Source organism: Massilia sp. PAMC28688 (assembly GCF_019443445.1).
In the GTDB taxonomy this organism is placed as follows: Bacteria; Pseudomonadota; Gammaproteobacteria; order Burkholderiales; family Burkholderiaceae_D; genus Telluria_A.
In genome coordinates this window covers 4,360,919-4,375,104 of sequence record NZ_CP080378.1, presented here as the reverse complement: position 1 = coordinate 4,375,104, position 14,186 = coordinate 4,360,919, and the positions used below count along the sequence as shown (strand labels likewise).

Genomic DNA, 14,186 nt, shown 5'->3' with positions numbered 1-14,186 from the left:
GGCATGGCTCGCCTGCCTTTTTTTTTTGCCCGCCGCTGAATCAGTCGCGTCTGGACGCCAGGCGCAGATGGGCCCTGGCTCCGGGCACCGGTCGCGGTTCGTCGCCGCCATCGAGCTCGATCCCGGCCACCGCCTGCGACAGGCTCATCACCTGCTGCTGCAGGGCCGCTGCCACGGCAGCCGCTTCCTCCACCAGAACGCAGTTGCTGGAAGTTTTCTGGCGCGTTTCCACCACGGCGCAGGCGTCCGGCCAGTCCAGCAGGCGGCTGGCGTCATCCGGCGCCGCTGCCATGAAACGCGCCAGGCGTTCCACCATGGCGCCACTGGCCTCGCTGGCCAGTCCCAGCGCGCTGGCCGAATCAATCACGCCCTTGAGCGTGCCATTGAGGTTGCGAATGCTTTCATCGAGTACCCGCGCGGTGTCGGCGATTTCATCATTGCCATAGGCGCGCGCACGCACCGTGAGCTTGCCGCTGGCAAGGTCCAGGGCCGACTGGGCGATGGCGCGCACTTCGGCCAGCAGCGAGCGCCGCACCGCCATGCTGATCCCCAGCGCCAGGAACACGGACAGCGCCACCAGTACCGGCATCAGCACCGACATGCTGGCCACATCGGCTGCCGCACGGCGTGCAGCCGCTTCTGCCAGGGCCTGTTCGCGCTGCGCCAGCTTGGCCAGGTGCGCTGCCACATCGTCAAACGTGCGTTCGGCCTTGACCATGGCGCTGGCGGCCAGCGACTGGTCGCCACGCGACATCTCGATCACGTCGTGAACTGCCTGGATGTAGCGGCCGTACGCGGCGCGCCCCTGCGCCACCAGGGCTCGCTCCGGGGCCGGGCGCTCGGCCTGCAGTTGCTCGAAGGCGTGGACAATGGCCGCGTGGCGCGCATGGATATCGCCCACCAGGGCACTGGTGCGCGGCGCCGACATGCTGGCGCTGATCCAGGTCAGCAGCTGGTAGCTTTTCGCATGCGCCGCCTGCACGCTGCTGGCCAGGTGCGCCACTTCGCGGATGCGGGCCGCGCGTACCTCCACCACCGTTTCCAGCATGGCGTGCTGGCGCACCATGGCCCACCACGCGCTGCCCGATGAGGCAATCAGGAGCAGCAGCACGAGCGCCGGTGCGAGCAGCAGTTTGGTTCCAATGCGCAGGCGATCCAGCATGTCCATCCCCTTGTTGTCGCGTTGTTCGATGCCCGGTGCGGCTTAGCCGGTGGGACAGGTTATGATGTCGCTGCGCCAACGTCCTCCGCGTAAAGTTGCTTAGGCGCATTCCCAATCTACGCGCTCAGGCGGGTCTCGGCTTGCGCCAGATCAACAGTCAAAAAATAAGGATGCTTTGATGCAACGATCCACGAAGGCAGCGTTACTTTCCGGCCTCGTTTTTCCCGGCGTGGGCCAGCTGTTCCTGGGCCGCCATGCGCGCGCCTGCGTATTTCTGCTCCCGGCGCTGGCAGCGGCGGTGTATTTTTCGGCCGGCGTGCTGGACCCGATCTTTACCATTGCCAGGGAAATCCGGCTCGGAAGCATGCCTTTTGACCCAGTAGCGATCGAGCTGCGGCTGCGGGAAAATGGGCAGGCGGTCTCGCCGCTGATGAACGTGGCCGCCCTGGTCATGCTGGCGGCGTGGATCGGCGCGACCGTCGATGCGTGGATGGTGGGGAAAGCAAAACCCGATGTAGATAGGGTTGCTGGCCCGCACCGCTGACAGCGATCAGGAAGCATTGCCAGGGCCTTTTCGACTTTAATGGCCTGCGCCGATGCGTCCTGCGGGCTTGCCCGTGTGAAGCGACCAGCTGAGGCGGCAGGGGCAACTCCAGGCTGCACAATCTGTGCGGAGCGAAATCGACGTTGGCGCTTGTGAAACCTCTGCAAAAAAGTGATGGGCAGGTGATTGCAACATGCCCTGATTGCTAATCTGGTACATATCTACCGGCTCGAGAAAGAAAGTTGGCCCTGCCCGCCATTCACACCCCTGCCGCGGCGCAGTTCCCGTGATCAGCACCAGGCAGCCTTGCGGTACACTAGCGCCATGACAGACAAGCACCCTTCCGCGGTCCGGCTGGCCACCTTGCTGGCGCTGTCGGGATGCATTCACCTCCTCGGGGCGGCCTTGCTCACACCACGCTACGCGCTGGACGTGCCCACAGGCCCCCACACCCGCGCTGTCAGCGTGCGCCTCGCGCCGCCCCCCGGTCCGGCTCGGAACCCGACAACGGCCAGCGCCGGGCTTGATGCCAGGCCCGCTATGCCGACGGCGGTGAGCCCGGCCGCGGTCCCGCTACCGCCCGCGCAGCCCGGTGCCACAACCGTGACCCCAGCGCCCGCGCCTGACAACCTTGCGCGCGCCGCTGAAGACGGCGTGGCCTTTCCCAACGATCTGGCAGCCCCACCACCGCACACCATGCGCTGGCCGGCACCCAACATTCTCAGCTACGAAACGCGCTCCGGCGGTCCCGGCGCCCAGATAACGGGCCAGTCGCGGCTGGCGCTGTCCTATGATGCGGAAAGCTATTCGGTGGTGATGGACGGGATCGGCCAGGACGGCGCGCAAGGTGCCAGCAGCCAGGGCACGCGTACCGATGACGGCTTTGCCCCGCTGCGGGCAGACAGCAGCTGGCGTGGCCTGGGACAGGGCAGCGTGCGACTGAACCGGCAGTACGAGCGCGAGACCGCTGCCGACGGCGGCGCCGGGGATATGGGCACCGCCATTGTGTATGACCGCACGGCTATCATTTTGCTGCTGAGCGGCATGGGTCTGCATGATTCCGCGCAGCTGCAAGAGCCGGTCAAGGTCGCTGTGGGCGGGCCGACCGGTGTCGAGATCGTGGTATTCACGCTGGCCGGGGTAGAACCGGTCCGCGTCCCCCTCGGCACCTTTGAAGCATGGCATCTGGTCCAGCAATCGGGCGGCCCGGCGCCGCTGGAACTATGGCTGGCGCCGGAGCTGGGCTGGTATCCCGTGCAAATTATCACTCGCGCCGCCGACGGCAGCATGACCGTGCAACGGTTGACGAGCGCGCAAACGCCACTGCGCTGACCCGGGCCGCGCCCGGGCCTGCGCCGCTTGTGCCTGTCAGTCGTCGACGCGGCGCCAGCCCGACTTGCGGCTGCCGTGGGACTGGGTGACCGGGCCGGTATCGGTCCTGGTGCCACCGTCGGCGGTGGTGGTGACGATCTTGAGCGCACCATTGGGCAGCTGGACTACGATAAAGCCCACCGCGGCCGCATTGTCCGACAAGACTTCACCGGCCACTGACTGTTCCACGCCATTGGCATCCTTGATCAAGGTCGTCGTTGACTGATTGAGCGCGCCGCCGGTGCACACGTTCAGACGATAGATGTTGGAACTGCCGCCCACAGTGCAGCTGCTCGATGTGCCTGGGATATTCGTCACTGCCGTCAGGCTGTCTGCGATGACGCGCGGATCCAGATTGACGCGTTCGCGCAGGTTCTTGTCCAGCTTCATATACCAGCCGCTCTTGGATGCCAGGTCCACATCTGCCTCCTCCACCATGTAATTGGTACCGCCAGCAACGATGGCCTTGAGCTTGCGCTGCACCATGGTCGCTCCGGTCAGATTAAGATTGCTGGCGCTGTCCTTGATCGTATAGATGGCTTGCACCTTTTCGCTCGCCAGATCGGGCACGTCAAGCAGGCGCCCGGTGCCGAAGGTAACAATGCGTTCAACGCCGTTCTGGCTGGTCGGTACCACGCAGGCAGTCACTTCCGGGCGCGTGGTGATCGGTTGATCGACCCCGGACGAGCCCATGCGCCGCACTGTCACGGACGGCCCGTTCACGTTGAAGCGCCACATATTGCCCAGGTTGTCCCCGCCATAGATTTCGGTAATGATGGGATCGGCGTTAGGATTGGAATTGACTGCAGAAATCTTAGCGAAACCCGATGGTGTGGTCACGTTGCCTGCTGCCACATTATTGTGCATGGTGGGCGTCTTGCTGAGTACTTCACCAGTGGCGACGTCGACGATAAAGAGGAAACCATTGCCGGTACCCCCTGGCACGCCGTCGGTACCGGGAATATTGTTGTAGCCGGAGGTGAGGTAGACCACCCATTTGCCATTGCGCAGGCCAAACTGAGGATTGCCAAACGTCAGCCCCAGTTCCGGCTCCAGGTTGATGCCGCTGCAGACTGCCGGGTCGGCGCACAATTCCCACAGCGCCTTGGGGTTGGCAGGGTCGGTCACATCCAGCGCGAAATAGCCGCGCCCGCCGCCGTTCAAGCCCGACACCAGCACAGTTCTCCAGGCCAAACCAATCTTGACATCCCAGATGGCAGGCGAACCGTCCACCGAATACTGGTGGTTGCCGCCGTAGGTGGTGCTGGCCTGTTTGTACAGCTTTTTCATGGTGATGCGCGGCGCGTAAGCCCATAGTTCGTTGCCGGTCGCCGCGTCGAAGGCGTGCAGCATGCCATCGTTGGCGCCAACAAAGACGGTGGCCTGGCGACCAGCGTGGGCCTGCTTGAATAACTTGTAGTCGTCGTCGTCGTAATTGAGCCGTGGCCGACGCATGAAGGCTGGCTTGGATGATGCGATGTCGCCCAGGACAATGGGCAAGCCTGGCGGCTCGCCGGGCGCCACCGGTACCGTGCTGTACTGACGGAACACGATGTCGTCCGCATACTGCTGTTGGCCGCGCAGCCAGTCAACCAGGGCGCTGCCCCCATCGACCAGCGTACGCTGTGCCGGCGACATGTCATCGCACTGGAGCATAGTGCTGCATTTGCCGGTAAACCACGCTTTTTCCGCGTTCGTCATGGCGCTGAACTTGAAGTCCTTGAGCTTGTTGGCAGCCGCGCCCGCGCTGGTATCAAGCATCTTGATGACCCGCGTATCGGAGGCGCTTGCCACTTTTTGCCCGACCGTATTGGAGCTGTTCCAGCGTACTTGCGGAATGATCTCGCCGGTCAGCGGATCGAGCCGGCGATTGGTCAATTCGCCGAACCACTTCACGGTGGTGAAGGTGTCGGAGAAAATGTCATTGTCTTGCAAAGAAATGTTCGGCGTGGAAGTGGCCGCGGCGGCGGCGGCGCCGATGGACGATTCAATGTTCAGCAGAGCACGGGTGACGCCCTCCACCACTTCGTCCGGTTCCGCGGCGCTGAAATAGCGTCCCCGGCCATTGACGGCGGCATGCCACAAATCGTCCACGCGCGACTGGGGATCGCCGGAGGTGACGGAGACCTTGGGATCAGGCCATACCCATTCCTTGTTGTCGTTCCACGGACATCCAGTTGGCACCCGGTTGAGTACCTTGATGAAATCGCCCGTCGGTGACGGCCGGTCCTTGTACTCCGGTTCATAGGTCATCAGGCCATCGACGCCAAGTCCCAGCGTATAGGTGGACATATGCAAGCGCTTGTTGCCGCCCGGAAGAGAAGGCACGCGGCCGACCGGCCCTTCCAGATCCGGACGGAGCGACTCCGTGGATGTGCTCGAGCCGCCGTTGTACCAGTGCAGGGCAATGTCGGCCAGGCTGACGCCCTCGGCAGCTGGCTGCACGCAGCCCGATGCCTGCGTGCAAAAGCGCGCAGGATCCTCGGTGCTGTCATTGTTGGTCACTTCGGAGGTCGCGCCGGCACCGTTCCAGTAGCCGTCCGAGGTAACAAAGGTAAAGTTTTGCTGGCAAGCGAACTGCACCACTTCGGATCCGGCCGGCTTGACGTAATTACCCTGGTTGGCATACATGGTTCCGATGGCATGCAGCGCCGCCCGCGTGGGGGTGAAGCTATTGCCATTCATGGCGTACAGCTGGGTGTACCAGGCGCTGCGGGCAGACTCGATGAATTTCTTGGGCGTGTTCATGGTCCCGTTCGCAGCGGCGGTCGAGAGCGACACCAGTCCCACGTTGTAATTGCCCCCGATCGGGTCAAAGGCCATGCCTACTGCCGTCTTCATCATCTGGTTGCGGGTACGATAGTAGGTATACCAGTTGGCGAAATTGGTCATCTCCTCGGCATAGGTGCAATGGGTACCTGCGGCGCAATCGCCACGTTTGGTGCCGCGCGGGTACTGGGTGCGGCTGGGAGTCAGGTCCACCCGGTTAAATACCACATTGCCCGCCGCAATGGCCACCGTGTTATAGCTCACATTGCCGGTAGAGACGGTTATTTGATTGCCTGCCCGGGAATCGTCGAGCACGAAGTTGCAGACCTCACCGATTTCCTTGCTTGTGCTGTTGGGTGCGCAGGTGACTGGCACCACTGCGATCGTGCCATCCGGCACCACGATACCAAAGCCGGCACAGGCGGGCACGCTCGACAGTGTCGGCGTGCGCACGCAGGCGGTATAGGGCGCGGTCAGGCCATTCTTGTTGATGATCGAACGGGCCAGTGCGGAGGTGAAGGCCCTGACCTTATCGACGGTGTTCAAGCCGTTGGAGGAGGTAACGCCCGTATCGGTAATGGTGACGCCGCTCACGCTGACGCTGCTGATCGAGCGTGAACCAGTGCCACTGAGCGAATTTATTTCCAGCAAACCATGGGAGACCGCGCCGCTGGACGCATTGGAAAAGCGCGGCCAGGGGTGAGTGTCCAGATTCTTTGCCTGGCAGTCGGTGAGGTTGCGGTCCGTACAAAAACGTACCTTGGCCAGAAACGGATGGCTCGATGGTGGCGTGGCACCGATTTTGAGGGGAATACAGGTTTTCAGCGTGGCATCGGTACAGGACTCTGCTGCGTTGATGGTGTAATAATACGGGTTACCGACAATCTCGCGCGCTGTTCTATAGGTGGCGTTGGGGTAGGAGTAAGTCACCGTATTGACCATGCAGTCGGTCGTGCTGGAGCCATTGCACCACTTAAAGTCGGGAAAGCTGGTGGCCAGATTGGAGTTGGTGAACGTATCGTCGCGCAGGTCAACTTTGTTAATGCCGAAACCATCGGTGGGCACCACGGTCCAGCCGCTCGTAGCAGACGACGTCATCGACGCGTAAAAAGTACCGTCAGCCTTGACCGGGGGCTTGTACCAGGTGTTGGGGTTGTAATATTGCTTGTTGAAGTCGGCCGAGCTGAAGGGGGGATCGCCAGCCTTGCAGGTGCGCGTGCCGCCGGCCAGCGTGCTGCTTGAGCGGCATACCCCCGTGCCCACGTAATCCGGCGTGAAATTGCGCGCCATCGAGCCTGAGTTATCATACAGGATCATCAAATTCGGGCGCACCAGCCCCCCGCCGGTGATATTGAGCAGTGGACTTTGCGCGATTTCGGTGGGGCCGGCCTGGGCCCCCTGTGCCAGCAGCAAGCCTGCCAGGAGCGGGAGTAATGGTTTCATGTCGTTCTACCTCAAAGATATTGCCACTTGTGCGCCCAAGCAGGCGCCCTTGTCATACGCCGATCAAAACCACCATCTGATTGACCACGCTGCCGCCACGGGGACCCGAGAGCCTGGACGAAATGATGTAATGCACTTGCGGTGCGCTCTTGAACATGCCGTTATCCTGAATAATGCTTTCGCCCGGCGGCAAGACTCGTGGCGGTATATCGGCTTCCGACGTCATCACGCAACTGTTGGGGTTCGGCTTGGTCTGGTCGAACGGTCCGTTCAGGGAGCACATCCTGTGAATGACATACTCCACCTCCTCCCCCTGGGCACTGGTCACCTTTTTGGAATTGGTCCAGAACGCCGTGTCGCTCGGCACCAGGGTCGGCACAAAGCTCGATGTATAGCCGTCGGCCGGTTTGGGCGTGTTGAGCGCAGCCTTGTTGACCTTGGACTTTTCATGCAGCCACTTGTAGCCTTCATGCAGACCGAGGTCGGCCGCGCGCACCAGCGCACTCTCGTAGGCGGCATTGGTGGCATTGATCGCGGCCGAGTTGACCGATTTGATCAGGTAGATGCTGGTGATGGCCATGGTCAGCACCATCAGCAGCATGATCGGCAGCGCGACACCTGCCTGGCGCGGTAGCTGAGTTTTCATTGTGGCCTGTAGGGGGTCGGGCGCCACCCTGAGTTGCGAATCGGAACAATCGTTTCAAACTTGCGGTAGCGGTAGCATTTCCAGTCCACCGGGTCATCGGCCACCGCCAGCACGGGCGTGACGGCCACCGGGTCCACTCCCTGCGGCTCTTCGGTGCCGAACAGCTCCGGCGCTACCGTGGTGGCATCGCAACTGGCGCTGCCTTTGACCTGCTGCACGTTACGTCCGCGCGCGACAATGGCCAGCCGCACCGCCGCCACCCGCGCCCAGTCGTCATGGCTGCCCACGGTACCGTCGCCGTCGGCGTCAATCATGGTATTGCTCCACCGCGCCACCCGCATGCCGGTGGCCTGCATCCCGCTGGCCTGCACGAAGGCGTTGGCGGGGCGGGTGTCAAAGCCGTACTGCGCTTTGATGGCCACGATATTGTCGATCACGACCGCGCCCTGGGGCTGCTCGGTCGATCCTGGCAAATTGGTCGCCCGCAGGTTCAAAAAGCCGCCGGCGACGGACCACTGGTGAAACGCCAACCCTGCCGCCGGGCCCAGATTGAGCAGGCGCGAGGAGCCGCCAGTAAATTCAACGGCGCCAGCGCCGTTGTAGCGTGAATCGCCGCCGGTGACAATGTCGACCGTCGCGCCCGGGTCCTCGGTGATCTGGGCCAGCAGGCACTGGCGGTCGTCATCGTCCGACTCGGGCACCGCAACGACAACATCGCCCCGGGCAAAGCCGTATGGAAGACGGTCGGCGGTAAAGCTGCCGCCGTCGCTGTCCAGGGCAATCCCCACGCTGCCAGTGCCGCTCAGCGACGTGCCGGCATACACGCTGATCACATCCGAGCCGCCGGCGTTGGTATTGATCACGACTGCGGTCAGGGGCGTGGTATCGACGCCGCCGCGCGTGGCGGTGGCCAGCGTGAAGCCATCGGCATCGCTAAACACCGTGTCGCAACCGTTGATCAGGGGATCGTTCAGGCCAAACCCGGCTTGCTCCAGGTCTTTTTTCATGGCCTGCAAGGCTTGCAAGCCATTTTGCATGGAGTCGGAGGCCCCCAGCGACATGTCCTTGTTCGACTCCGACACCAGCAGCATGCGGGTGGCAAAGACCAGGGCCAGCATGCCGATGACGATGCTCACCATCAGTTCGACAATCGAAAAGCCGCGCGCGTGCGCAGGCCGCAAAGCGCGCATCATTGGGAACTCGCGATGTGTGCACTGACCCGGTGCGTGTTGATGGACGCATCCGGGGCGCCGCGGCGCTGCCAGCTGATGGCGATGTCGACCTGCCGATGGGCGGCAGCGGCGCCGGCTTCGGCCTCGGCCAGCTCGGTCTCGGCCACCACCACGGTGGCGCCAGGGATGTATTTCTGGGTCTCGGCCAGCCACGGTGCCAGGCGCTCCGGGACACTGCTGCCGTCGGTCGCATACTCGGGAATGTTGGCCTGGTCATTGAACAGCTGCGCCACCAGGCGCTCGCCGGCAATGGCCGCTTCGGCACGCAAGGTGGCTTCCGACATCGCCACCACGGTACGCGCCTGCAGGCCCATGGTGCCGATCACGCCGATGGCAAGCAGCACAATGGCAATGAGGGACTCCAGCAGCGCCACGCCGCGTTGTTGCTTAATCATCATGGGCATCTCCTGGAATCAGTCACGTCAATGGAGTCATCGGGCAGGCAGATGCTGGCGCCACCGGCCAGCGTCAGTGCCACGGCAGTCCTGCGAAAAGCGGGGGGGTCGTCGGTGGAGGCCAGCTCGATCCGATTCAGATTCGGCGCCAGCGCTGTGTTGACCCAGCCGGTAGAGGTGAAATACACGCTGGTGGCGCCGTCCGGCACCAGGGTCGGCTGCATGACGCTGGCCTTGAGCAACTGGCCGGCGCTATGGGACACCGACCTGTAGCCGACCGCGCCCGGATCCCCCGGCGCTGCCGCGTCCACGCTTGACCAGTCATCGCTGTCGCGGTCGCAGTTGCGCTCGCTGTTGCGAAAGCAAATATCGACCCGCCAGTCAAACTGGCCGGTGGCAGCGTTTTCCGTCAAAACCAGCCGTGAAGTACTGTTGCGCTTGACCGCTTCCAGCCGGGCGCTCCGGAACGCTTCCAGGTAATACTGGGATGCCGCGGCAGAGCGCGTCCTCAGTTGCCAGTTGCTGAAGCTGGGCGCGGCCAGCATCATGAGAAAGGCCAGGATCGCCAGTCCAATAAGCAATTCCAGCAGCGTGAAGCCGCCGCTGGGGCGCCTTGTCGTTATTGCGTGCACAGGCCACCTTTGCGATCCACCCAGCAAGTGTCCTTGGCTTCCCACTCCCCGCCTTCCGGTACGCTGACCGTCTTGCGTACCCCATTCTGATCAATGGAGTACACAAAGCCGTCTGCCTTGGCCCGCCCGGTCGCCGTGACGGTATAGGTGGAGGCCGTCAGGTCGCTCGCTTCATAGGTGAAGTCGTCCGTGTCGGCCGGCAGGCGCTCGTCCAGGCCAACATAGGTGCGGTCGTTGGGCCAGAACTGTTCGGCCACCAGTTCCATACTCGCCAGTGCCGAGAAGCCCCCGTTAAGGCGGGTGCGGGTGACGTGCTGGTTATACGATGGCAGTGCAATGGCGCTGAGAATGCCGATGATCGCCACGGCAATCATCACTTCCATCAAAGTAAATCCGCGTTGCTTCCGAACCATGGCATTTCCTGAGTTTAAGTGTGTAGTGACAATCCTAGCTTAGGTAGCTGACAATTGCCTGAAAGAATACTGACAAATTGCTGACAGGCACACTTATCCTCAAGAAACATCAACTTGAGGGGGCTAACGGCCGTCGCCGCAATGCGTGCCGGCGGTTAGCCCAGGCGTGCCGAGTGTTCGCGCGTGGCATGGAAGGTCAGCTTGGGCCAGCGCTCTTCCGTGAGGCGCAAATTGACATTTGAGGTAGCAAGATAGGCAAGATTGCCGGCCGCATCGTGGGCCACATTGTGACCCAAGGCTGCTTCGAAATCGGCCAGGACGCGTTTGTCCTCACCGCTGACCCAGCGCGCGCTGCTGATACTGGTACCTTCAAATACCGCATCGACCCCGTATTCGTTGAGCAAGCGGCTGGCCACGACTTCGAATTGCAAGACGCCCACGGCGCCCAGCACCAGGTCGGAACCGAGCAGAGGCTTGAACACCTGCACCGCCCCCTCCTCGCCCAGTTGCTGCAAGCCCTTGTGCAGCTGCTTGATCTTGAGAGGATTACGGATGCGCACCGACCGGAAGAAGTCCGGCGCGAAATAAGGAATGCCCGTGAACTGCAGCATCTCGCCTTCGGAAAAGCTGTCGCCGATCTGCATGTTGCCGTGGTTGGGCAAGCCGATGATGTCGCCGGCGTAGGCTTCTTCGACCTGCTCGCGCGAGGACGCCATGAAGGTCACCACCGACGACACCTTGATCTCGCGCCCCAGGCGCAGGTGCTTGACCTTCATGCCGCGCTCGAAGCGCCCCGAGCACACCCGCAGAAAGGCGATGCGGTCGCGGTGGGCCGGGTCCATATTGGCCTGGATCTTGAAGACGAAGCCGGAAAACGGCTGCTCGCTCGGCGCCACCACGCGCAGGCTGGCGTCACGCGGGCGCGGCGCCGGCGCCCAGTCGATCAGGGCCGAGAGAATCTCGCGCACGCCGAAGTTGTTGATCGCCGAGCCAAAGAACACGGGCGTCTGCACGCCGGCCAGGAACTGCTCGAGGTCGAACGGATGCGAGGCGCCGTGCACCAGCTCCACTTCCATTTTCAGCTGCTCGATCTCGAGCGGGAACATGGCCGCCAGTTTCGGGTTGTCGATGCCCTTGACGATCTCGAAGGCGCCATCGGCCTTTTCCTCGCCCGCCTTGAACAGCATGATCTCGTCGCGCAGCAGGTGGTACACGCCGCGAAAGTTCTTGCCCATGCCGATTGGCCAGGTCACGGGCGCGCACTGGATCTTGAGCACCGATTCCAGTTCGTCAAGCAGTTCGAGGGGATCGCGCGTTTCGCGGTCCATCTTGTTCATGAAGGTGACGATGGGCGTATTGCGCATGCGGCACACGGCCAGCAGCTTGATGGTCTGCGCTTCCACGCCCTTGGCCGCATCAATCACCATCAGGGCCGAGTCGACCGCCGTCAACACGCGGTAGGTATCTTCCGAAAAGTCCTGGTGGCCGGGCGTATCGAGCAGGTTGATCACGTGGTCGCGGTGCTCGAACTGCATCACCGAGCTGGCCACCGAAATGCCCCGCTGCTTTTCAATCTCCATCCAGTCCGACGTGGCATGGCGCCCGCTCTTCCTGGCCTTGACCGTGCCGGCCATCTGGATCGCGCCCGAAAACAGCAGCAGCTTTTCGGTCAGCGTGGTCTTGCCGGCGTCGGGGTGGGAAATGATGCCGAAGGTGCGCCGGCGTTCCACTTCCCGGGCAATCTGGGCCGGCAGGCGCGAGGCCGCGCCGGCGGCGTCCTGGGCACTGTCCACAGCAGCCGGGGCCGCGCTGTCAAATTCGGAAATTGTTGGGTCGATGTCGTTGGCCATATAGTCCGCCTGCGCGGCCGGTACACAAAACCGGCGATTTTACCGTTTCCGCCCCCTGCCGTGTGAACTGATTAAGCGGCTCAACTGCGACGGATGCGATAAATACTTGCCGGTGTGCAATTGTCAGCAGTTTGTCAGGAAAGGTTCAGGAAACTGACAGCTTCAGTGTTTATACTAAGCAACATAAGTTCCCGTTTCCACTTGCTCGCCGAGGTTTCCTATGACTATTTCGCCCTTCTCCCTCCGCTCTGCCAAAGGGTTCACCCTGATGGAGCTGGTGGTCGTCATGGCCATCATCGCGATCCTGGCCGCCATTGCCATTCCCTCGTATGGCGCCTACACCCGCAAGGCGCACCGGGCCGATGCCCAGCAGTTCATGATGGACATGGCGCTGCGCCAGGGCGAGATCCTGATTGACTCGCGCAGCTATGCCACGGCCGAAGAGATGGCAGACCTGCTGCCGGTCCCGGACAGCATTTCCCGCTACTACACCATTACCAGCGAAGCGAGCACCGAACCGACCGGCTTTGTGATCACCGCCACGGCCATCGGCAACCAGGTCGACGATGGCGACCTCACTCTGTCCAATACCGGCGTCAAGACGCCTTCGGACAAATGGTAAGCCTCGCGCAGCGCCGCGCGCGCGGCTTCACCCTGGTCGAGATGCTCTGGACCATGCTGGTACTGAGCATCCTGGCCGGCATTGCCGCCCCGTCGGTGCAGGACATGACCCAGCGCCAGCGCCTGCGCGCCAGCGCCGGGGAACTGGTCAACGCCCTGATGCGTGCCCGCAGTACTGCCATCAAGATGGAACGCAATGTCACCCTGGCCCCGGCTACCGCCGGAACGTCATGGGAAGGCGGCTGGCAGATGCTGCACCCGGATCCGGACCAGCCGGCCCTGCATGAGCAAGGTGCGCTCAAGAACGTCACCATCACGGGCCCGGCCAATATCATTTACCAGTTCAGTGGCCGTGCGCCCGGCAGCGCCGGCGCCCAGTGGCAGGTCAGCGTGGCCGGCAGCGAAGAAGTGCGCTGCGTGGAGCTGGAACTCAATGGCTTGCCCTCCCACAAACCTAGCGCGTGTTCATGACCATGGCTACCCCCAATCGATCCCCGCTGCCCCCGCTGTCCCGGCACGCCGGCACCACCATGATTGAAGTGCTCGTCACAGTGGTGATCCTCGCCTTCGGGCTGCTGGGCATTGCCGCTTTCCAGGCCAAGGCCCAGGTCGGCTCCGTGGAATCCTATCAGCGTGCCCAGGCCGTGGTGCTGATGGAGGACATGCACGCCCGCATCAGTGCTTCGCCAGCCCTGGCCGCCAGCTACGTCACCACGGGCGTTGGCACAGGCGACGCGCCGGCGGCCTGCAACCTGCTGAGCACCCGCCCGGCGCGCGACCTGTGCGAGTGGAGCCAGGCCTTGCGCGGCACCAGCGAAGTCAAGGGCGGCGCCAATGTGGGCGCCATGGCCGGCGCGCGCGGCTGCGTGCAGCAGGTGGTCGCGGCGAGCAATGTCCCGAACCAGTGCCAGCACGGCATTTACATCGTCTCCGTCGCCTGGCAAGGCTTGCACAAGACCAAGCCGCCGGCGGCTGGCCTGGCCTGCGGCAGGGACCTGTACGGCGAGGAAGAGTATCGCCGCGTGATCTCCACGCGCGTCTCGATCGGCGTGCCGACCTGCCCCATGTCGCCCACGTCCACTTTCATTCCGATTCCGTGAGGTTGCCG

Annotated in this window: 13 protein-coding genes; 5 read left to right on the top strand and 8 right to left on the bottom strand. The window is 63.0% G+C overall.

What is annotated here, in order from left to right; translation table 11 throughout:
- Nucleotides 1-40 precede the first annotated feature (40 nt).
- Entirely contained in the window at nt 41-1,162 is a 1,122-nt protein-coding gene (locus KY495_RS19505) for a methyl-accepting chemotaxis protein (RefSeq protein WP_219880983.1), read from the bottom strand.
- Nucleotides 1,163-1,340: 178 nt separating this feature from the next.
- On the opposite strand from KY495_RS19505, the gene KY495_RS19500 reads away from it, so the two are divergent.
- Together KY495_RS19500 and KY495_RS19495 are read left to right on the top strand one after the other, a co-directional pair.
- Nucleotides 1,341-1,706, top strand: a complete 366-nt coding sequence (locus tag KY495_RS19500; protein ID WP_219880982.1) for a hypothetical protein — start codon at nt 1,341-1,343, stop codon at nt 1,704-1,706.
- A 324-nt stretch (nt 1,707-2,030) separates the two neighbouring features.
- On the top strand, nt 2,031-3,038 hold the full coding sequence (locus KY495_RS19495; RefSeq protein WP_219880981.1) for a DUF3108 domain-containing protein: 1,008 nt from the start codon (nt 2,031-2,033) through the stop codon (nt 3,036-3,038).
- A gap of 36 nt (nt 3,039-3,074) precedes the next feature.
- On the opposite strand, the gene KY495_RS19490 is transcribed toward KY495_RS19495, so the two are convergent.
- The 7 genes from KY495_RS19490 to KY495_RS19460 all read right to left on the bottom strand — a co-directional run bounded on the left by KY495_RS19490 (nt 3,075) and on the right by KY495_RS19460 (nt 12,457).
- Nucleotides 3,075-7,289, bottom strand: coding sequence for a pilus assembly protein (locus KY495_RS19490; RefSeq protein ID WP_219880980.1), 4,215 nt, complete (start codon nt 7,287-7,289; stop codon nt 3,075-3,077).
- A gap of 52 nt (nt 7,290-7,341) precedes the next feature.
- Nucleotides 7,342-7,935, bottom strand: a complete 594-nt coding sequence (locus KY495_RS19485) for a hypothetical protein (RefSeq protein WP_219880979.1) — start codon at nt 7,933-7,935, stop codon at nt 7,342-7,344.
- Nucleotides 7,932-9,128: a PilW family protein gene (locus KY495_RS19480; RefSeq protein ID WP_229518379.1), complete on the bottom strand. Its 1,197-nt coding sequence runs from the start codon at nt 9,126-9,128 to the stop codon at nt 7,932-7,934. Before KY495_RS19480 ends, KY495_RS19485 begins: the two co-directional genes overlap by 4 nt.
- Entirely contained in the window at nt 9,125-9,565 is a 441-nt protein-coding gene (locus KY495_RS19475; protein ID WP_219880978.1) for a hypothetical protein, read from the bottom strand. The genes KY495_RS19480 and KY495_RS19475 overlap by 4 nt, the downstream gene beginning before the upstream one ends.
- Nucleotides 9,562-10,194: a Tfp pilus assembly protein FimT/FimU gene (locus KY495_RS19470; protein WP_219880977.1), complete on the bottom strand. Its 633-nt coding sequence runs from the start codon at nt 10,192-10,194 to the stop codon at nt 9,562-9,564. The genes KY495_RS19475 and KY495_RS19470 overlap by 4 nt, the downstream gene beginning before the upstream one ends.
- Nucleotides 10,182-10,607 carry a type IV pilin protein gene (locus KY495_RS19465; protein ID WP_219880976.1) on the bottom strand — a complete coding sequence of 142 codons (426 nt, stop codon included), beginning with the start codon at nt 10,605-10,607 and terminating at the stop codon, nt 10,182-10,184. The genes KY495_RS19470 and KY495_RS19465 overlap by 13 nt, the downstream gene beginning before the upstream one ends.
- A 155-nt stretch (nt 10,608-10,762) precedes the next feature.
- Nucleotides 10,763-12,457: a peptide chain release factor 3 gene (locus KY495_RS19460; RefSeq protein WP_219880975.1), complete on the bottom strand. Its 1,695-nt coding sequence runs from the start codon at nt 12,455-12,457 to the stop codon at nt 10,763-10,765.
- A 220-nt stretch (nt 12,458-12,677) separates the two neighbouring features.
- Between KY495_RS19460 and KY495_RS24115 the strand changes: the two genes are divergently transcribed.
- The 3 genes from KY495_RS24115 to KY495_RS19445 are packed head-to-tail and all read left to right on the top strand — an operon-like array spanning nt 12,678 to nt 14,178.
- Nucleotides 12,678-13,079: a type IV pilin protein gene (locus KY495_RS24115; protein ID WP_219880974.1), complete on the top strand. Its 402-nt coding sequence runs from the start codon at nt 12,678-12,680 to the stop codon at nt 13,077-13,079.
- Nucleotides 13,073-13,549, top strand: coding sequence for a GspH/FimT family pseudopilin (locus tag KY495_RS19450; protein WP_219884337.1), 477 nt, complete (start codon nt 13,073-13,075; stop codon nt 13,547-13,549). The genes KY495_RS24115 and KY495_RS19450 overlap by 7 nt, the downstream gene beginning before the upstream one ends.
- The gene (locus KY495_RS19445; protein WP_229518378.1) at nt 13,546-14,178 is read left to right on the top strand and encodes a type IV pilus modification protein PilV; all 633 of its coding nucleotides are present in this window, start codon (nt 13,546-13,548) and stop codon (nt 14,176-14,178) included. The genes KY495_RS19450 and KY495_RS19445 overlap by 4 nt, the downstream gene beginning before the upstream one ends.
- Nucleotides 14,179-14,186 lie beyond the last annotated feature (8 nt).

What these genes read in the sequence shown, in the direction of transcription:
- KY495_RS19450 (WP_219884337.1), top strand. Translation starts at nt 13,073, where the DNA reads ATGGTAAGCCTCGCGCAGCGCCGCGCGCGCGGCTTCACCCTGGTCGAG.
- KY495_RS24115 (WP_219880974.1), top strand. Translation starts at nt 12,678, where the DNA reads ATGACTATTTCGCCCTTCTCCCTCCGCTCTGCCAAAGGGTTCACCCTG.
- KY495_RS19485 (WP_219880979.1), bottom strand. Translation starts at nt 7,935, where the DNA reads ATGAAAACTCAGCTACCGCGCCAGGCAGGTGTCGCGCTGCCGATCATG.
- KY495_RS19460 (WP_219880975.1), bottom strand. Translation starts at nt 12,457, where the DNA reads ATGGCCAACGACATCGACCCAACAATTTCCGAATTTGACAGCGCGGCC.
- KY495_RS19480 (WP_229518379.1), bottom strand. Translation starts at nt 9,128, where the DNA reads ATGATGCGCGCTTTGCGGCCTGCGCACGCGCGCGGCTTTTCGATTGTC.
- KY495_RS19465 (WP_219880976.1), bottom strand. Translation starts at nt 10,607, where the DNA reads ATGGTTCGGAAGCAACGCGGATTTACTTTGATGGAAGTGATGATTGCC.
- KY495_RS19490 (WP_219880980.1), bottom strand. Translation starts at nt 7,289, where the DNA reads ATGAAACCATTACTCCCGCTCCTGGCAGGCTTGCTGCTGGCACAGGGG.
- KY495_RS19500 (WP_219880982.1), top strand. Translation starts at nt 1,341, where the DNA reads ATGCAACGATCCACGAAGGCAGCGTTACTTTCCGGCCTCGTTTTTCCC.
- KY495_RS19475 (WP_219880978.1), bottom strand. Translation starts at nt 9,565, where the DNA reads ATGATGATTAAGCAACAACGCGGCGTGGCGCTGCTGGAGTCCCTCATT.
- KY495_RS19445 (WP_229518378.1), top strand. Translation starts at nt 13,546, where the DNA reads ATGACCATGGCTACCCCCAATCGATCCCCGCTGCCCCCGCTGTCCCGG.
- KY495_RS19505 (WP_219880983.1), bottom strand. Translation starts at nt 1,162, where the DNA reads ATGCTGGATCGCCTGCGCATTGGAACCAAACTGCTGCTCGCACCGGCG.
- KY495_RS19495 (WP_219880981.1), top strand. Translation starts at nt 2,031, where the DNA reads ATGACAGACAAGCACCCTTCCGCGGTCCGGCTGGCCACCTTGCTGGCG.